Raw genomic sequence first — 17,842 nt, forward strand, 5'->3', positions numbered from 1 at the left:
TGACAAGGACAGTACCGATGAAGCCCAATCCCCTGTTTGCCGTGCTGCTGCTCGCCGCGGCGGCCCCGGCGTTTGCCGACACCTGCGAAAGCAGCTTCCAGAAGAAGGGCAACCCCCTCTCCGGCACCACCTACACCGCCTCGGTGACCGTGCCCGACCTGACGGTCAAGAGCGCGATCGGCCAGATGAACGTGATCGCCAAGGGCAACAACATGGACGTGTTGAGCATGGATGCCGAGAACGGCGCCATGCTGATCGAAGACCCGCAGTCGGCGATGCACAAGACCATCCCGATCATCATCAGCGCCACCAGCGAAGGCCGCACCGGCACCGTGGCGATGACGGTCAAGCTCAACCCGGGCGCATTCGCCAAGGCCGATGCGATCCGTGCGGAAATGTGCAAGATGCTGACCCAGGTGAAGTCGGGCAAGGCCGGCGACCAGTTCGCGGCGTCGGCACCGAAGGCCTCCACGGTGAGCATCAGCGCCAGCGATTTCGGCTACCAGCTGCGCACCCAGCACAAGGACAACCCGGCGGCGATCGAACCGCGCTACCAGGGCAAGATCTACGCGATCACCGGTCGGGTGAACGGCGTGCTCAAGAGCGGTGGTACCTACAACACCGGCTTCGACCTGCCGAGCGCGTCCAACGGCATCGATTTCGAGAGCGTGGCCATCACCTGTGCGTTCGCCCCGAGCCAGGCGGCCTTCGCGCTGGCGCTGCGCCCGCGCGAAAAGGTGACCCTGGTCGGCGTGGTCGACCGCTACGACCAGATCGGTCGCGTGCTGTGGCTGAAGGACTGCAAGGGCAACTGAGCCCGGCCAGCAACGCGTAACCCCCGAGCCCGGACCGGCGTTGCCGTCCGGGCTTTTTCGTGGGCGTTGGCATCAAGGCTGGCGCAGCAGCGCCGGCGCTCGCAGGCACTTCCCGACCCCATCAAGGACAGGCCTTGCCCTCCACCGCCATCTGCGCGGCGAACATCGGGATCTGCGCGATCTTGCCGGCGGCGGCCTGCTGCTTGGCCTCTTCCAGGTAGATGCGCGACTGGCCCTGGCCGTCGAGTTCGGCCTTCTGCGCCACCGGCAGGCGCCACACCCGCACCACCGCCTGCTGGCTGGGGCAGCTGGCGTTGGGCACGCGGATCACGTCGTTGAGCTTCCAGCCCTTGGCCTGGCTGGGCTGGGCCTTGGCGAAATCCACGAAGCGCGCGCGCGGCTGGCACTGCGCGCTGGTGCGGACCACCGAGAACGTATACGGCTGCGCGGCCTGCCCGGTGAACAGGCCTTCCAGGCGTGCGCAGGCCTCGGGGATCTGGCGCAGCGTGTGGGTGGCGCCCACCGCCTGCGGTGCACCGGCCGGGCGCTGCAGTTCGGGGGTCTCGGCGGCGAAGGCGGACACGGCGGGCAGCAGCGCGAGCCAGAGCAGGTGGCGGGTGGACATGGGAGGACTCCGGATGCTGGGGATGGGCCGAGGCTGCCAGCGGGTGGCTGAACGGCGCGGCAAGGCGTGCCGGCCATCAACGCCCAACGCACGCGGCCGCCAATAGCCCCCTGAGTCAGGGGGCGGCCGCGAAGCGGCGGGGGCATGGAGGCTGATGAGAGGGTCCCATGATTTGCGCAGAAAATCATGGGGCGACAGCGCGAAGGCGATGGCGCGTACCCGGCACTACCGGTATGCGGGTGTTGCCCGCATACTCGGGGCACCAGGGATTGCTGAACACCGCCACACGCTTGAAGACCGGGCACGGTCTGAACGGGTCGGTTCAAGGTTGCAGCCCGTTGTGCCCCCGCGTGGAGAGGTTCGTCCGTTGCCTGGATGCCATTCCATCACCCGGGAGGGGACATGCTGGAACGTTACGGGCTTTCTCTGGCGCTGTTCTGCGCCATCCTCGCGATTCTCTACGGCATCGTGTCGGCACGCTGGATCCTCCGGCAACCGGCTGGCAATGCCCGCATGCAGGAAATCGCCGCCGCCATCCAGGAAGGCGCGCGCGCCTATCTCAACCGTCAATACCTCACCATCGGCATCGCCGGGATCATCCTGTTCGTGCTGGTCGGCGTGTTCCTCAGCTGGTACACCGCCACCGGCTTCGCCATCGGCGCGGTGCTCTCCGGCGCGGCCGGCTATATCGGCATGAACGTGTCGGTGCGCGCCAACGTGCGCACCGCCGAGGCAGCCCGCAACGGGCTAAGCGCCGCCATGGACGTGGCCTTCCGCGGCGGTGCCATCACCGGCATGCTGGTGGTCGGGCTGGGCCTGCTCGGCGTTGCCGGCTATTACGCCCTGCTGCTGCGGATGGGGCTGGATACCGGCAGCGCGCTGCATGCGCTGGTCGGGCTGGCGTTCGGCTCGTCGCTGATCTCCATCTTCGCCCGGCTCGGCGGTGGCATCTTCACCAAGGGCGCCGACGTGGGCGCCGACCTGGTGGGCAAGGTGGAGGCCGGCATCCCCGAGGACGACCCGCGCAACCCGGCGGTGATCGCCGACAACGTGGGCGACAACGTGGGCGACTGCGCCGGCATGGCGGCCGACCTGTTCGAGACCTATGCGGTCACGGTGATCGCCACGATGCTGCTGGGCAGCCTGATGATCGCCGAGGCCGGCCGCAACGCGATCCTGTACCCGCTGGTGCTGGGCGGGGTGTCGATCATCGCCTCGATCATCGGCGCGCTGTTCGTCAAGGTGAAGCCGGGCGGCTCGATCATGGGCGCGCTGTACAAGGGCGTGATCGTGTCCGGCGTGCTGGCGGCGATCGCCTTCTACCCGATCACGATGCAGCTGATGCCCGACAACAGCCACGGCGCGATGAACCTGTATGTCTGCGCGCTCATCGGCCTGGTGCTTACCGGCCTGATCGTGTGGATCACCGAGTACTACACCGGCACCCAGTACAAGCCGGTGCAGCACGTGGCGCAGGCGTCCACCACCGGGCACGGCACCAACATCATCGCCGGCCTGGGCGTATCGATGAAGTCCACCGCGCTGCCGGTGATCGCGGTGTGCGCGGCAATCTGGCTGGCCCACTTCCACGGTGGCCTGTACGGCATCGCCATCGCCGCCACCGCGATGCTGTCCATGGCCGGCATGATCGTGGCGCTCGATGCCTACGGCCCGATCACCGACAACGCCGGCGGCATCGCCGAGATGGCCGAGCTGCCCTCGGACATCCGCGACATCACCGACCCGCTGGATGCCGTGGGCAACACCACCAAGGCGGTGACCAAGGGTTATGCGATCGGCTCGGCCGCCCTGGCCGCGCTGGTGCTGTTCGCCGATTACACCCACAACCTGCAGGCCGCACATCCCGGCGAGGTGTTCGCCTTCGACCTGTCCGACCACACGGTGATCATCGGCCTGCTGATCGGTGGCCTGATCCCCTACCTGTTCGGCGCGATGGCGATGGAAGCGGTCGGGCGTGCGGCCGGCGCGGTGGTGGAAGAGGTGCGTCGCCAGTTCCGCGAGATCCCAGGGATCATGCAGGGCACCGGCAAGCCGCAGTACGACCGCGCGGTGGACATGCTGACCCGCTCGGCGATCCGCGAAATGATCGTGCCCTCGCTGTTGCCGGTGGCCGTGCCGGTGGTGGTGGGCCTGCTGCTGGGGCCGCGCGCGCTGGGCGGGTTGTTGATCGGCACCATCGTCACCGGGCTGTTCGTGGCGATCTCGATGACCACCGGCGGCGGTGCGTGGGACAATGCCAAGAAGTACATCGAGGACGGCCACTTCGGCGGCAAGGGCAGCGAGGCGCACAAGGCCGCGGTAACCGGCGACACGGTGGGCGACCCCTACAAGGACACCGCCGGCCCGGCGATCAACCCGTTGATCAAGATCATCAACATCGTGGCACTGCTGCTGGTGCCGCTGCTGTAGCAACGTGATGCTGCACGTCCCGGCGCGGCGCCGGGGCGTGCAGGCCTGGCCGGTGCCGCCCGGTCAGGTGCGCCGCGGCTTGAGCGCCCACCACAGCGCGACGGCCACCGCGCCCATGGCCGCAAACGCCGCCATGGCCAGCAGCAGGTCCAACATCGCCGCCCTGTCCAGTGGACTGCCGACGAAGGCAGCCGCGCACGCAACCAGCCCGATCGCACTGGGCAGGCGCGCACCGCCCCAGGCGGTATAGGCCAGCACCGGTACCAGCACGCCGGTGAGCACGATCGCCGCGACGAACGGCGCAAGCGACAGCAGGGCCACGACCACGGCGATGACTGCGGCGGTCCAGGCCAGGGTTGTCGAAGCATGGTGACGCATCGGCGGAGCTCCCTCGGGGCGGCCTTGCGTGCCGCGTTCTGTCTGGATGCTGGTCGCCGGGCGGGCGATCGTCAAGCCATGCGTCAGCGCGCCCGGATGAAGAATGTCACCGGCACCATCACCTCCACCGGGTCGCCGGCAATCTCTGCCGGCGGCGCCAGTGTCTGCAACACCGCGTGGCGATCAGAAGGCGTGCCTGGCGTCCCGGTTCGATGCGCTCCACGCGCGAGCCGACGCGCTCCTCGCCACGGCCGGGTCAGCGCCGTGGGCGGGTTTCCCCGATGACGCATCTGCCGCGACGGCAATGCCCAGGCGGCGTGCGCGCCCCCTCCCCGATCCGGCGATGCCGGCCTCACGTCGCCTCGCGGATAATGGGCCACCCTTTTGCAGGAGCCCTGCCATGATGATCACCACCGAACCGCGCATGACCAACCTGTTCCTGCAGCTGGGGCTGGGCGCCTCCGAGCAGGCCATCGCCGCCTTCATCGTTGCCCACCAGCTGCCCACCGAGGTGGCCCTGGTCGATGCGCCGTACTGGAATGACGGCCAGCGCCAGTTCCTGGCCGAGCAGCTCAAGTCCGATGCGGACTGGGCGATCATCGTGGACGAATTGGGCGAGGCGCTGCACGCCGACGCGGTCGCCGCGCAGACCGGCGCATGAAGCATCGGCAGGGGCCGGTCCCTGCCGGCCCCCGCCTTGTCGCAGTGGCTCGGTAGCGGCCGCTCAAGGCCAACCGCATGATCCGGCCGGGTGCGGGCATCACGCCCAGCGCCAGCGGATCGAGATAGTAGCGACCGATGAGGTTGTCCAGGTTGAAGCCCGCCGCGAACGGCCCACTGGCCTGCCGGTTTGCTGACCGGGCCACCACCGTGGAGCACCCGCGTGCAGAAACAGGCGCGACGCTCGGCGGCGATATCCGGCGCACAGGCACTGGCCTGGAAGCGCCAATGCGCCGACAGGACAGCCCCTGCTCGACCGTGCCGGCGCCCACTTCCCAGGTGCCGGCGCGCTGTATTCCTTGCGCCCGCGCCCACCCCTCACAGGCAGCCGGTCAGCCCCTCATAGACGGTGGTGCCGGTGCCGGGCAGGACGGTGTCGATCGCCTCGGCGCCCTGCAGGGTGGCCAGCAGCTGCGGCCACGCGGTGCCCGGGGCCAACGGCAGCGGGCAGGCCCAGTCACGCGCGTCCACCGTGACCGCGCCCGTGGCCGTGTCCACCGCCAGCTGGCTGCCGGCGAAGGTCCACACGCACTGCCCGGCCCGGCCGCTGGGCACGTGGACCGAACAGCGCAGGCGCATGGCCTGCAGGTTGTAGTACTCGCCTTCGCAGAAGGTGTCCCCGCAGATGTTGTCGAAGCCGCGCACCAGCGCCTGCTCCATGGCCTGCATGGGCGCCTGGCCCAGCCCGGGCCGCGGGTAGTCGCGGGCATCGACGTAGGGCCCGGTGCCGGCGTGCGCGGTGGCCGGCGGGCGTGGCGCCTGCAGGCACGCGCCGACCGCCGCGCCGAGCGATGTCCGCGCGCCGGGCAGGGTGACCGCCAGCGGCGCCTCGCCTTCCAGCGCCGCATGGAAGGCCTCCACCGGCACGCCGGCCCCGAGCGGCAGCGCGCAGGCCCAGCGGCGATTGTCGGCCTGCACCTGCCCGGTGTCCGCGGCGACCGCCAGTTCGCTGGCGACGAACAGCCAGGTGCACGCCTGCACCTGCGCGCGGGCGGCATCCACCGAACAGCGCAGCTGCAGGGCGCGCAGGTTGCTGTACTCCCCCTCGCACAGGGTGTCGGCGCAGACCGCGGCGAAGCGGCGGGCCAGGTGGGCTTCCAGGTCGTAGAAGCGGTCCCAGTTGGCTTCGTTGCGGGGAAAGTCGACCAGGTCGGTGAATGGCTGCGCCCGCAACGGGGTACCGGGCAGCAGGAGCAGCAGGGCGGGCAGGCTCGACAGCAGGCGGGAACGCAGGGACATGAGCGGACTCCGATGGAAGGAAGAACGAGCCTGGCCCGGCCGGGCGCCCAGCCCCATCCGGCAAGGCCGCACCCGGCCGTGGGGCCAGCCCCTGCGGGGCGGTGGGCCGGTCGCGGCTGCACGCCGGCCGGCAAAGGCATAAAATGGGGGGCTATCCGCCTACACCCCCCTCTCGGAGTACACCATGGGTCTGGAACTCGTCTCGCCCGGCAAGAACCCGCCGGAAGAAATCAACGTCATCATCGAGATCCCGAAGGATTCCGAGCCGGTCAAGTACGAAGTGGACAAGGAAACCGGCGCGATCTTCGTCGACCGCATCCTGTCCACCCCGATGCGCTACCCCTGCAACTACGGCTACGTGCCGAGCACCCTGTGCGGCGACGGCGATCCGGCCGACGTGCTGGTGGTGCTGCCGCTGCCGCTGGTGCCCGGTTCGGTGGTGCGTTGCCGTCCGGTCGGCGTGCTGAAGATGAGCGATGAAGCCGGCAGCGACGAGAAGATCCTGGCGGTGCCGATCTCCAAGGTGTTCAGCGGTTACGCCCACGTGGAAGACATCGAGCAGGTGTCCAGCCACTGGCTGGAGCGCATCGGCCACTTCTTCGAGCACTACAAGGACCTGGAAAAGGGCAAGTGGGTCAAGCTCGACGGGTGGGGCGGCGCGGCCGAGGCCAAGCAGATCCTGGTCGACGCGCACCAGCGTTACCTGGGCAACATCGCCTGAGACTGAATGACATCGCTCCGGCGCGGGTGCGCTGGAGCGATGAACATCACGTTTTTTGACTGCGGCACATCACTATTCGTGCCAGATTGGGTACATTGCGTCTTCACACCGTCCACGGTGCGTTTCACCGTGGTCAGCCAGGGGACTGTGTCGTGCGTATTCTGCTTGTTGGGGACCAAGCCAGCCTGTCGGCTGAGCTGATGGATTTCATTGCCGATCTTGGGGAAGAGTGGCAACCGTTGACCGCCTCCGATGGCCAGGCGGCCATGAACATCGTCGCCGCCGGTCCGATCGATGCGGTGATCGCCTGCCCTGCCCTGCCCGATCTCAACGCCACCACGCTGCTGGGCCAGATCCGGACGCTGCGTCCGGAGACGATCCGCATCGCGCTGGTGGAAGCGGCCCAGGGCAACCGCCCGCCGCCGGCCCGCCTGATCGGGGTGGCCCACCGTTTCCTGCCGATGCCGCTGGCCCCGGAAGTGCTGCTTGAAGCACTGACCAGCCTGGAAGAGCTGCGCGAGCTGCTGGACAGCGCGCGCCTGCGCAGCGCCATCGGCCGCATCGAAAAACTGCCGTCGCCGCCGCACCTGTACCTGAGCCTGACCCAGGCGCTGGAACACGACGACGACACCGACACCGCCGACGTCTCCAAGCTGGTGGCCGCCGACCCGGCCATCGCGGCCAAGGTGCTGCAGCTGTCCAACTCGGCGTTCTTCAACAGCGGCCGGACCATCTCCGACCTGCGCACCGCGGTGACCCGGCTGGGCCTGTCCACGCTGCGCGACCTGGTGCTGGCCAGTGAAGTGTTCTCCGCGCCGCCGCTGTCCGGGGCCGAGCGCAACTCGCTGCAGCAACGGGCGTTGCTGGCCTCGCGGCTGGCGGCCAAGCTGCTGCCCGATTCCAGCGCCGAACTGGGTGCCACCGCCGCGCTGCTGGCCGACATCGGCCTGCTGCTGCCGGGCGTGCGCAACGAGCGCCTGCCGGCCGAGCCCGGCGACGACCGCCCCGGCCATGCCGAAGCCGGTGCCTACCTGCTGGGCCTGTGGGGCCTGCCGATGCCGATCATCGAAGCGGTGGCGTTCCACCTGCAGCCGCAGAAGTCCAACACGCGCAGTTTCTGGGTGACCGGTGCGGTGCACGTGGCGCTGGCGCTGGTCAACGGCGACCCGGTGGACGAGGACTACCTGCAGCGCGCCGGCGTGCTGCAGAAGCTGCCGCAATGGCGCGACCATGCCAATGGCCTGATGGGGCTGGCCGCCGCCGAAGCCTGATCGGGCCCGACGCAGGCATTGCCCCAGGATGGCGCGCCGTGAGGCGCGCCATCGTCGTTTCAGCGCTGGGGACAGGCGTCCAGCACGCACTGGCGCCACATGTGCTCGCAGGCGGCGGGCAACTCACCAGAGTTGACGCATTCGATGCGCAGCTGCTCGCAGTAGCGGCCGCCCTTGCAGACGATCAGGCCAGCCGATGCACTGCCAGCCACGGCCAGGGTGCCGAGGAAGACACCGGCGAGTTTTTGAGCGAACGTCATTTTCATATCGAGCTCTCAATCGTCCGTCATTGGACGATTGACGGTATCAACGATGATTCCGCCGATACCGTGACTTCGATCACCGTCGGATCAAACTCAGATTTCCCTGACCCCACACGCAGAGAGGGCGGACCTTGCGGCCCGCCCTCCTTGTGTTGCTACACCGCTTCGATGGATCAGAAGCGCTGGGTGTACTTCATGTACAGGAAGCGACCGATATCGAAGCCGCCGTAGTAGGCGAAGCTCGAGTTCGGTGCCGAGTACATCAGCGGACCCTTGTGGTCGAACAGGTTGTTCGCACCGACGGCAATGGTGGCATCCCACGGTGCCTTCCAGCTGACCTGCAGGTCATGGAAGGTGTTGGAGCCGGTCTTGCGCAGCGGTTCGGACTCGCCGTTGGCCATGTGGTTGGGCGCATTGCACCAGAACTCGCCGGTGTCGATGCAGTCTTCCTTCATGCCCGAGTAGTAGCGCGCGGTGTAGTTGACACCGAAGTCGCCCATCGCCCAGTTGATGCCGACGTTGGAACGCACGCGGAACAGGCCGGCTTCACCGACGCGACCGATCATGATGTTCTGGCCGGCGGCGTTCTGGCCCTGCTCGTCGTACTTGGACAGGTAGCTGGTCTGCCAGTCGATGCTGAACTGACCGATGGCCAGCTCCGGCAGGCGGTACTTGATGCCCAGGTCGTAGCCTTCGGTTTCCATCTTGCCGAGGTTGGCGGTGCCGTAGGTCAGCGCGCTGACGTGGCCATCGCTGCCACGGGTCACGGCGTCGCAACGGGCCGCGTTGCCCAGCACGTAGCAGTCGCGCAGGATGCGGTCGACGCTGTCAGCGATGATCATGTCGCTGATTTCGTACTTGTACCAATCCAGCGAGATGTCCAGGCCCTGCACCCAGCGCGGGCTCCAGACCAGACCGGCGGTCGTGCTCTTGGAGGTTTCCGGCTTCAGGTTCGGGTTGGCACCGGAGACGAACTGGTCACCGGACTGGCACGGCAGGGTGGAGCACACCTTGTTGCCCTGGCCGATCTGCTCGTAGTTGGCCGGCACGCCAGCGGCGGTGCACGGACCATTGCCGGCAACGCTGCCCGGGGCCTTGATGCCGCACGGATCGATGTAGGACTCGAAGCTCGAGCTCAGGCCGCCGTACAGGTCGGAGATGGTCGGCGCACGGAAGCCCTGGGCGTAGGTGCCGCGGACCAGCAGCTCGTCGATCGGACGCCAGGTCAGGCCGAACTTGCTGTTGGTGGTGCCACCGAAGTTGCTGTAGTCCGAATAGCGGCTGGCCATGTTCAGGGTCAGCTCCTTGGCGAACGCCATGTCCGCCAGGATCGGCACGTTCAGTTCGAGGTAGACCTCGTTCAGATCGTACTCACCGCGGGTCGGCTTCTGGCCCAGGCCGGTGGACTGGCCCGACTGCGCGAAGGCGTCCGGCACGTAGCTGCCTTCTTCCTTGCGGTGTTCCACGCCCATGGCAAAGCCCAGGTCGCCGGCCGGCAGGGTCACGATGGACCCGGACAGGTTGGCGGTGAAGCTGCTGGTCTTGGTGATGCCGCGGGTGGTGAAGGTCGGGAACAGGAAGTCCTGCAGGGCCTGGTCGGCCAGCGAACCCTGGCCTGCGGCGCCGTAGGGCAGCAGCGGGTTCCACGGACGGCAGTTGGCCAGCGCCGGGTCAAGGGTGCCTGCCACGCCGCACTGGGCAACGCCGCTGGCATCGATGTAGGACGGGCCCAGGGCCTGCCGGGCCGCGATCAGGCTCATGTCGCCGCGCTGGGTCTTGATCGACTCGTTGCGGTTCCACAGGGCGCCGACGTCCCAATCGAAGGTCTTGTCAGCCACTTCGAAGAAGCCGCTGATGGTCGGGGCAAAGCGCAGGGTCTTCAGCTGGCTGTCGGTGGTGCGCGGCACCTCCCACAGGCGACGGCGGAAGTCGATGCTCTGGTTCAGCGGGTTGAACGCGCTGGCACCGGACAGCGGGGTCTGGATGGCCTTGGCGCTGGACTGGTACGGGTAGCCGGAGATCTGCTGGAACGTCTGACGCTCGTTGTAGAGCAGGTCGGTGTTCAGGCTGATCGAATCGGTGAAGTCGTAGGTGCCGTTGATGTACACCGACTTGCGCTTCACGCCGGTCAGCAGGGTCATCTGCTGGTTGGCGTTGGCGTACTCGTCGGAGGTCAGCTCGTGGTAATCGCCGAGGTTGGCGGTGTTGCCGCCGGCGTTCAGCGTCTGCCACACGGCCGAGGACTTGGTGCAGTCATACAGGGTCGGGTTGCACCAGCTGCCGTTCTGGCTCACCGGGCTCCAGTCTTCGCTGGTCGAGTTCGGACCCAGCGAGCCGTCACGGCTGTACCAGCGGTCCTTGGCCCACACCGGATCCTGCTTGGAGTATTCGGCGGACAGGGTGAGGCTGCCGCGCTCGCCCTTGGCACCGAGGGTCATCGAGTACTGCTGGCTGTCACCGTCGCCGTTGCCGTACTGGCCCACGTAGACGCTGGCTTCGCCGCCGTCCACGTTCTTGCGGGTGATCACGTTGACCACGCCGGCGATGGCGTCCGAACCGTAGATCGAGGACGCGCCGTCCTTCAGGATCTCGATGCGCTCGACGGCCGACATCGGGATCTGGCTCAGGTCCTGCAGGCCCGCGGTGGACGCGCCCAGGCGCTTGCCGTTCATCAGCACCAGGGTGCGCTCGGCGCCCAGGTTGCGGATGTCCACGTAGTAGCCGCCCACGTTCTCGCCCGATGCCAGCGACTCCGAACGCGAGATGGCCGGCGAGCCGGCCGAGGTCAGGTTGTTCAGCACGTCCGCGACGCTCGAGAAGCCCTGCTTTTCCAGGGTCTCGCGGGTCATCGTCAGGATCGGCTGCTGCGTTTCCATGTTGGCGCCGCGGATACGCGAGCCGGTGACCGAGATACGGTCCAGGTCAGTGGTGCCGGAGGCAGCTTCCTGCGCCGAAGCAAAGCTCGGCGCCAGCGCCAACGCAATGCCGGCGGGCAGAAGGCCCAGCCGCACTGCGGAAGTACGAAAATTCATTTATCTCTCCGAGGTACGTTAGTAGCGTGTTAAACCGCCTCGGAAAGTTACGGCTGCGTTACGGTGAATTATTTGCGTGAAGCCACCGGAGACTTTGCCGACTTTGGCGACAGCAGTCCGACCGTTTCGCGGAAGCCTGACGCAGACTGCCCATAACGGGCGCGGAAGGCCCGTGCGAAGCTGCAACAGTTGTCAAACCCGCTGGCCGCGGCGACTTCGCCGATCATCATGTCCGTATCGCGCAGCAGGTCGGCCGCACGCTCCAGGCGCAGGCGCGCGGACAGCGACTGCGGGCTCTCCTCGTACAGGCTCTGGAAGGTCTTGGACAGGTACCAGCTGGAGAAGTTGGTCAGCTCGGCCAGCTCGCCGATGCGCACCACCCGGTGGCTGTTGCCTTCCAGGAACAGGCGCGCGCGCTGCATGCGGCCAAATACCTGGCGCTTGCGCACCCGCGAGCGGCCGGGGCAGCGCTGCACGCCGCTGGCCAGCACGCGCTGCAACGAGGCCAGGTGCAGCAGCACCGGGCGCAGCGACTGGGCCGGCTGGCCGCTGGCCAGCGCATCGCGCCACAGGCGCAGGGCCACTCGCACTTCGCCGCGGCTCATGCTGCCGCGGCCGGCGTACAGGCTGCAGTCTTCCAGCTGGCCCAGCGCGCGCAGCGCGTCGGGGGTGAGGCTCAGGCCGATGCACAGGCCGTCGCGGCCGGCCTGGATCATCGGCCGCGATTCCTTCTCGAAGGCGATCCACTCGCGCTGGCGCAGGCGGAAGCGGCCTTCCTTGGATTCCACCCAGGCGCTGCCACGCAGCTGCATCCACACGGTGAAGGTGGTGCCGGCGGTCTGCAGGCTGCCGAGCCGGGCCACGCCCAGGCAGGTGGGCAGCGCGCCGTCATCGGCGATCTTGTCCAGGGAGAGCGATTGACCGCGATCGGCCAGGGAGAGCTGACGCATGACTGCACCGTGTTTGCCGTTACTGGGCAAACGTTTTGCCAAATCGGGCCGGCGCGGTCAGGAAGGTTCCACGAGATTCATCCGAATTCGACACGAGGCCGATACGAAGGAAAGACGAAGGTTATTTTCCCTTGAGGAACAAGGCGTTGGAGATGGTGGAGAAGACCGGCGCGGGTGCGTCGGGCAGCGCCATCACGCCGATGTCGGCACCGTCGGCCACCGCCAGGGCCACGTACATGGCCGTGCCGTCGCCGCGCTCGCTGAATCCGTTGCCGGCACTCAGGCGGTCGGCATCCAGGCAATAGGATTCGTCCGGCACGCCGGCGCGCAGGCGTGACAGCGCCGTGGCGCAGTCGGCGCGGGTGGAGAGGTAGTCCACGCTGCCATTGCCCGCCACCGCCCAGGTGCGGTAACGCCAGCGCGAGGGTTTGTCGGCGCTGACCTGCTGGATGCTGCCAGCGCTGAGGCTGGCATCAGCCGACCACAGCCCGCCCGCGGACAGGCGGGTGAACAGCACCCGTTGCGTGGACGGATCGAAGCGCGCCTGGGACACCCCGTCGATACTGCCCAGCAACCGCCATGGCGTGCTGCGCCGATCGAACAGCGACAGCCGCATGCGTTCGTGCGGGTCGCGGTCCACCACCAGCAGGTGGTCGGCGTCGGCCGCATACAAGGCCTGCAATGGCTGGGCCACCGGCACGCTGAGCGCCACCACCTGCTCATCGCGCGGGGAGACTTCATAGATGACCGGCTTGGCCTGCGCGTCGCGCCCGGACACCAGCAGGCGCGTGCTGTCCGGGGACCAGGCGGCCGCCTGGCGGGTTTCCGGGCGCAGGCCCTCCACCGGGCGCAGCGACTCGGGGCGGTCCAGGTCGGCCCACCACAGCCCGTAGTTGCCGGAGCGATCGGAGGTGAACACCAGTTGCCGCCCGTCGGGCGCCAGCACCGGCTGGCCGTCGCGGCCATTGGAGGGGAACAGGCGCTCGGGCGCGCCCGGCCGGCCCTGCACCAGCGGCACCCGGAACAGCCCGAACTGCGCCTTGCGATGCACGAAGGCCAGCATCTCGCTGTTGCGTGCCACCGCCGGGGACTGCGCGTCGTCGATGCCGACATCGCGCAGGGTGCGCGTCTCCACGTCCAGCTCGTACAGCCGTGCCTCGCTGTCCACGCGCCGGCCAAAGACGATGTGGCGGCTGTCGCTGCGCCAGGCCCAGCCGCGGATCTCGGCCGAATCGTCGGTGAGCTGTTCGGGCACGCCGCCCCCGGCCGGCATCCGCCACAGGTCGCCGATCTGCGGATTGCGCACGAACACGATCCAGCGCCCGTCCGGCGAATAGCGCGGGGCATAGTCGAAGCTGTCGGTGGCCACCTCGTAATCCAGCGCCGTCCAGCGCCCGCTGGCGATATCCAGGCGGCGGATGCCCCGGTGCGCGTACTGCCCGGACAGCGAGCCGAACAGCAGCCCGCGGCCGTCGGGGGTCCAGTCGAAGCTGAGCAGCTCGGTGCCATCGCAGCGGGTGACATGGCGCACGGCGCCGCCGGTGGCGCTGGCGATCAGCACTTCGCAGGCCGCGTCCGGGCCGAAGCGCGCGAAGGCGATGTCGCGCCCGTTCGGCGACCAGTTGGGGAAGCGGTCCGAATACCCCGGCGGCGTGTCGGTCAGCAGGCGGGCCGGGGCGTTGCCGGAGGTCTGCACCTTGATGGCGCTGCCCTGGCGGGCGCTGCTGTCGGCCTCGTAGGCGACCTGCGAGCCATCCGGGGACAGCGTGGGATAGGTCTCGAAGCCGGCGGTGGCGGTGATCAGGCGGTACGGGCGCTGCGGGCTGCCGACCACGCGGCTGCCGTCTTCGAGCACGCCGCTGCCGGGCGTGGCCGGTGCCTGGCGCTGCAGCAGCAGCGCGGCCATCACCAGCAGCGCGACCAGCATCGCCAGGCCCAGCCCGAGCAGCACGTGGCGGCGCATGCGGCGCCAGCGGCTGCGCGGCGAGGCCGGCGCGTCATCGGCCGGCGCAGCGGAAAGCGTCGCCTCAACGGCGCTCTCCGCTGCGTCGGCAGGCATGGCGTCCGGCGCGGCGGCCACTGCCGCGCCCACCACCACGCTGACCGGCACCAGCAGGCGATAGCCGGTCTTGGCGATGGTTTCGATATACGGCGTGTCCACGCCCTCGTCGCCGCTGAACGCCTTGCGCAGCTGGGTCACGGCCTGGGTCAGCACATCGTTGGTGGGCAGCGTATCGGGCCACACCTCGGCGAACAGCTCGTCGCGGGTCACCACCGCGCCCGGCGCGCGCATCAACGCCTTGAGCACGCCCAACGCCTTGGGCGTGAGCCGACGCGCACGACGCGCACCGGGCACGCTGACCTCGCGGGAGGACAACGTCACGGTACACGCGCCGATGCGGATCACATCGGCTGAGGGTGACTCGCTAAGGGGGGTGATCATTCCGATGCTACGAGTGAATGCAGAACAACAGGAACGCAGCATCCATCGCAACCGAACACCGATCGAACGAACCGCCAGATTCCGCACATGCCATCAGCGCAAACCGCAAAAAAACTGAAGCGCGCGAATACTAGCCTATGCCGGTTAACTGCGCCTGTGCGTGCAGACAACATCAGGCTCTCTCTCGCCGACGAATTCACATAAATCGCTTCAGCATTCGCGCCTTCGGGCGCGAAATTTTTATCTGCGATTCAGTTTCGTCCACGCCGCAACATGGTCAGCCCGACCAGCCGCGAGACCACCAAAGCCACGTACATCACGCCTGCAAATTGCTCCAGCATGACCAACGCGCGTGCCTGCGGATGCACGGGCACCACATCGCTCAAACCCACCCCCGACAGCAAGCTGAAGCTGAGATAAAGCAGCTCCATCCAGGTGCGCAATTCGCTCTCGCTGGTGGCCAGGAAACTGCCCGGATACCACTGCTCGCACACGGAAAACGCGAAGGCGAATGCCCAGGCCAGCAAGGTGAACGTGGCGCCTGCCGCAAACAGCTCATCGCGGGTCACCTTGTGGTCCTGCAGCATGTAGGCGGTGAGGCTGCCGGCGGTATAGAAATACAGCAGGCATTCCAGCAACTGGGCGGTGGTGGTGAGCACCGGGCGGCCGAGCAGCGCGCCGCTGATGGAAAACACCACCGAGGGAATGGCCAGCAGCAACGCCAGCCACATGCCCAGCGGGCTGCGCCGTACCACCCACAGCGACAGGCCCAGCACCGCGATCCCGAACGCACCGAACAGCGCGCGGCCGGCGCCGGCCTCGTCCATGGCCGGGTACAGCAGCACGCCGAGCAGCTGCACCCCCAGCAACCAGGCCGAGGGATGCCGCCGCGCAATGGCCAGCCACTTGGTGGTACGTGCGATGGCCATTGCCACTCCCTTCCCTGCCCCGAATGCCGCCGAGCTTAACGCGCCGGCCGCGCTGGCGGCATGAGCAGGCCGGGGCGCGGCCAGGCCCGCCCCGGCCCGGCGGTCAGGCCAGCCGGTGGAGGTCGGCGCCGGGTTCGTGCAACGGCGCCGCCGTGTCCGCCGTGCCAGGGGCCGGCGGGTCCTGCACGCCCGCGCCGAGGTCGGCCGCATACGCGCGCACGTCCTGGGTGATCTTCATCGAGCAGAAATGCGGGCCGCACATCGAACAGAAGTGGGCCTGCTTGTGCGCCTCCCTGGGCAGGGTTTCATCGTGGAACGCCTTGGCCTTCTCCGGATCCAGGCCCAGGTGGAACTGGTCTTCCCAGCGGAACTCGAAGCGCGCCTTGCTCAGCGCGTTGTCGCGCACCTGCGCACCGGGGTGGCCCTTGGCCAGGTCGGCCGCGTGGGCGGCAATGCGGTAGGCCATGATGCCGTCGCGCACGTCCTGCCGGTTGGGCAGGCCCAGGTGCTCCTTGGGCGTCACGTAGCACAGCATCGCCGTGCCATACCAGCCGATCATCGCCGCGCCGATGGCGCTGGTGATGTGGTCATAGCCCGGCGCGATATCGGTGGTGAGCGGCCCCAGCGTGTAGAACGGCGCCTCGCCGCATTCGCGCAGCTGCTTGTCCATGTTCTCCTTGATCAGCTGCATCGGCACGTGGCCGGGGCCTTCGATCATGGTCTGCACGTCGTGCTTCCAGGCGATCTTCGTCAGTTCGCCCAGCGTCTCCAGCTCGCCGAACTGCGCCGCATCGTTGGCATCGGCGATGCAGCCCGGGCGCAGGCCATCGCCGAGGGAGAAGGTGACATCGTAGGCTTTCATGATCGCGCAGATGTCCTCGAAGTGCGTGTAGAGGAAGTTTTCCTTGCGGTGGGCCAGGCACCACTTGGCCATGATCGAGCCGCCGCGCGAGACGATCCCGGTGACCCGGCCGGCGGTGAGCGGCACATAGCGCAGCAGCACGCCGGCATGCACGGTGAAGTAGTCCACGCCCTGCTCGGCCTGTTCGATCAGGGTGTCGCGGAAGATCGCCCAGCTGAGGTCTTCGGCGCGGCCGTCCACCTTCTCCAGCGCCTGGTAGAGCGGCACGGTGCCGATGGCCACCGGCGAATTGCGCAGGATCCATTCGCGGGTCTCGTGGATGTGCTTGCCGGTGGACAGGTCCATCACCGTGTCCGCGCTCCAGCGGATGGCCCACACCAGCTTCTCCACTTCCTCGGCGATGCCCGAGGACACCGCGCTGTTGCCGATGTTGGCGTTGACCTTGGTCAGGAAATTGCGGCCGATGATCATCGGCTCGCTCTCGGGGTGGTTGATGTTGTTGGGCAGCACCGCGCGCCCGCGCGCAATCTCCTCGCGCACGAACTCGGCGGTGATGACCGGGGGGATCGCGGCCCCGAACGACTGCCCCGGATGCTGCCGGCGCAGCGCCGCCTCATCCAGCGCCTCCAGCCGCTGGTTCTCGCGGATGGCCACGAACTCCATTTCCGGGGTGATGATGCCGCGCCGCGCGTAATGCATCTGGGTGACGTTGGCGCCGGGCAGCGCGCGCCGCGCCTGCAGGCGCGCGGGAAAGCGCACCGCGTCCAGGCGCGCATCGGCCTGGCGCGAACGGCCGAAGGCCGAGCTGGGCCGCGCCAGGGGTGCGGTGTCCCCGCGCGCCTCCACCCACGCCGCGCGCAGCGCAGGCAGGCCGGTGGACAGGTCGATCCGGGCCTGCGGATCGGTGTACGGGCCAGAGGTGTCGTACACGGTGAGCGGTGCGTTGTCCCCGCCGCCGAACTGCGCCGGGGTGCGGGTCAGCACGATCTCCCGCATCGGCACCTGGATGTCGTGGCGCGTGCCCGCCACATGGATCTTGCGCGAGCCGGCGATCGGCTGGGTGACCGAGGCGGAAAGTTGCTGGGCCTGCTGCAGCAGGCTGGAATGCGGTGCGTTCATCTGGCTTCGTCCTGGATCGGTGGCCGCACAGGCTGTGCGGACGGG

General features: G+C 68.2%; 14 protein-coding genes. 5 read left to right on the forward strand and 9 right to left on the reverse strand.

Annotated features, from left to right (window positions below; translation table 11 throughout):
• Window positions 1–17 precede the first annotated feature (17 nt).
• Window positions 18–815 carry a hypothetical protein gene (locus RSA25_RS00270; protein ID WP_332806916.1) on the forward strand — a complete coding sequence of 266 codons (798 nt, stop codon included), beginning with the start codon at window positions 18–20 and terminating at the stop codon, window positions 813–815.
• A gap of 121 nt (window positions 816–936) precedes the next feature.
• Here the strand turns inward: RSA25_RS00270 and RSA25_RS00275 are convergent, their stop codons facing one another.
• Complete coding sequence (locus tag RSA25_RS00275; RefSeq protein WP_332806917.1) at window positions 937–1,440, reverse strand: hypothetical protein; 504 nt, start codon at window positions 1,438–1,440, stop codon at window positions 937–939.
• A gap of 402 nt (window positions 1,441–1,842) precedes the next feature.
• On the opposite strand from RSA25_RS00275, the gene RSA25_RS00280 reads away from it, so the two are divergent.
• Window positions 1,843–3,870, forward strand: coding sequence for a sodium-translocating pyrophosphatase (locus tag RSA25_RS00280; RefSeq protein WP_332806918.1), 2,028 nt, complete (start codon window positions 1,843–1,845; stop codon window positions 3,868–3,870).
• Window positions 3,871–3,933: 63 nt separating this feature from the next.
• Here the strand turns inward: RSA25_RS00280 and RSA25_RS00285 are convergent, their stop codons facing one another.
• Window positions 3,934–4,323 (reverse strand): hypothetical protein, encoded by a 390-nt coding sequence (locus RSA25_RS00285; RefSeq protein WP_332806919.1) that lies wholly within the window; start codon window positions 4,321–4,323, stop codon window positions 3,934–3,936.
• Between the two features lie 328 nt (window positions 4,324–4,651).
• Here RSA25_RS00285 and RSA25_RS00290 point away from each other — a divergent pair, with 328 nt between their 5' ends.
• Window positions 4,652–4,909 (forward strand): DUF2789 domain-containing protein, encoded by a 258-nt coding sequence (locus tag RSA25_RS00290; protein WP_332806964.1) that lies wholly within the window; start codon window positions 4,652–4,654, stop codon window positions 4,907–4,909.
• Between the two features lie 377 nt (window positions 4,910–5,286).
• Here the strand turns inward: RSA25_RS00290 and RSA25_RS00295 are convergent, their stop codons facing one another.
• Window positions 5,287–6,207: a hypothetical protein gene (locus tag RSA25_RS00295; RefSeq protein ID WP_332806920.1), complete on the reverse strand. Its 921-nt coding sequence runs from the start codon at window positions 6,205–6,207 to the stop codon at window positions 5,287–5,289.
• Between the two features lie 184 nt (window positions 6,208–6,391).
• Between RSA25_RS00295 and ppa the strand changes: the two genes are divergently transcribed.
• Both ppa and RSA25_RS00305 read left to right on the forward strand, forming a co-directional pair.
• On the forward strand, window positions 6,392–6,928 hold the full coding sequence (gene ppa / locus RSA25_RS00300) for an inorganic diphosphatase (protein ID WP_259207554.1): 537 nt from the start codon (window positions 6,392–6,394) through the stop codon (window positions 6,926–6,928).
• Window positions 6,929–7,080: 152 nt separating this feature from the next.
• On the forward strand, window positions 7,081–8,199 hold the full coding sequence (locus RSA25_RS00305) for an HDOD domain-containing protein (RefSeq protein ID WP_332806921.1): 1,119 nt from the start codon (window positions 7,081–7,083) through the stop codon (window positions 8,197–8,199).
• A 59-nt stretch (window positions 8,200–8,258) separates the two neighbouring features.
• Here RSA25_RS00305 and RSA25_RS00310 read toward each other — a convergent pair whose 3' ends face one another.
• From RSA25_RS00310 to thiC, 6 genes are all read right to left on the reverse strand, one after another.
• Entirely contained in the window at window positions 8,259–8,465 is a 207-nt protein-coding gene (locus RSA25_RS00310) for a hypothetical protein (RefSeq protein ID WP_332806922.1), read from the reverse strand.
• A gap of 170 nt (window positions 8,466–8,635) precedes the next feature.
• Complete coding sequence (locus RSA25_RS00315) at window positions 8,636–11,494, reverse strand: TonB-dependent receptor (protein WP_332806923.1); 2,859 nt, start codon at window positions 11,492–11,494, stop codon at window positions 8,636–8,638.
• 68 nt (window positions 11,495–11,562) lie between these two features.
• On the reverse strand, window positions 11,563–12,444 hold the full coding sequence (locus tag RSA25_RS00320) for a helix-turn-helix transcriptional regulator (RefSeq protein ID WP_332806924.1): 882 nt from the start codon (window positions 12,442–12,444) through the stop codon (window positions 11,563–11,565).
• Between the two features lie 121 nt (window positions 12,445–12,565).
• A complete protein-coding gene (locus tag RSA25_RS00325) occupies window positions 12,566–14,887 on the reverse strand; it encodes a winged helix-turn-helix domain-containing protein (RefSeq protein WP_332806925.1) in 2,322 nt (773 codons plus the stop codon).
• Window positions 14,888–15,138: 251 nt separating this feature from the next.
• The gene (locus RSA25_RS00330) at window positions 15,139–15,816 is read right to left on the reverse strand and encodes an ion channel (protein ID WP_332806926.1); all 678 of its coding nucleotides are present in this window, start codon (window positions 15,814–15,816) and stop codon (window positions 15,139–15,141) included.
• Between the two features lie 103 nt (window positions 15,817–15,919).
• Window positions 15,920–17,797, reverse strand: coding sequence for a phosphomethylpyrimidine synthase ThiC (thiC, locus tag RSA25_RS00335; RefSeq protein ID WP_332806927.1), 1,878 nt, complete (start codon window positions 17,795–17,797; stop codon window positions 15,920–15,922).
• Window positions 17,798–17,842: the final 45 nt, after the last annotated feature.

Source organism: Stenotrophomonas sp. (assembly GCF_036662295.1).
Taxonomy (GTDB): Bacteria; Pseudomonadota; Gammaproteobacteria; order Xanthomonadales; family Xanthomonadaceae; genus Stenotrophomonas.

What these genes read in the sequence shown, in the direction of transcription:
- RSA25_RS00270 (WP_332806916.1), top strand. Translation starts at nt 18, where the DNA reads ATGAAGCCCAATCCCCTGTTTGCCGTGCTGCTGCTCGCCGCGGCGGCC.
- RSA25_RS00275 (WP_332806917.1), bottom strand. Translation starts at nt 1,440, where the DNA reads ATGTCCACCCGCCACCTGCTCTGGCTCGCGCTGCTGCCCGCCGTGTCC.
- RSA25_RS00280 (WP_332806918.1), top strand. Translation starts at nt 1,843, where the DNA reads ATGCTGGAACGTTACGGGCTTTCTCTGGCGCTGTTCTGCGCCATCCTC.
- RSA25_RS00290 (WP_332806964.1), top strand. Translation starts at nt 4,652, where the DNA reads ATGATCACCACCGAACCGCGCATGACCAACCTGTTCCTGCAGCTGGGG.
- RSA25_RS00295 (WP_332806920.1), bottom strand. Translation starts at nt 6,207, where the DNA reads ATGTCCCTGCGTTCCCGCCTGCTGTCGAGCCTGCCCGCCCTGCTGCTC.
- ppa (WP_259207554.1), top strand. Translation starts at nt 6,392, where the DNA reads ATGGGTCTGGAACTCGTCTCGCCCGGCAAGAACCCGCCGGAAGAAATC.
- RSA25_RS00310 (WP_332806922.1), bottom strand. Translation starts at nt 8,465, where the DNA reads ATGAAAATGACGTTCGCTCAAAAACTCGCCGGTGTCTTCCTCGGCACC.
- RSA25_RS00315 (WP_332806923.1), bottom strand. Translation starts at nt 11,494, where the DNA reads ATGAATTTTCGTACTTCCGCAGTGCGGCTGGGCCTTCTGCCCGCCGGC.
- RSA25_RS00320 (WP_332806924.1), bottom strand. Translation starts at nt 12,444, where the DNA reads ATGCGTCAGCTCTCCCTGGCCGATCGCGGTCAATCGCTCTCCCTGGAC.
- RSA25_RS00325 (WP_332806925.1), bottom strand. Translation starts at nt 14,887, where the DNA reads ATGATCACCCCCCTTAGCGAGTCACCCTCAGCCGATGTGATCCGCATC.
- RSA25_RS00330 (WP_332806926.1), bottom strand. Translation starts at nt 15,816, where the DNA reads ATGGCCATCGCACGTACCACCAAGTGGCTGGCCATTGCGCGGCGGCAT.
- thiC (WP_332806927.1), bottom strand. Translation starts at nt 17,797, where the DNA reads ATGAACGCACCGCATTCCAGCCTGCTGCAGCAGGCCCAGCAACTTTCC.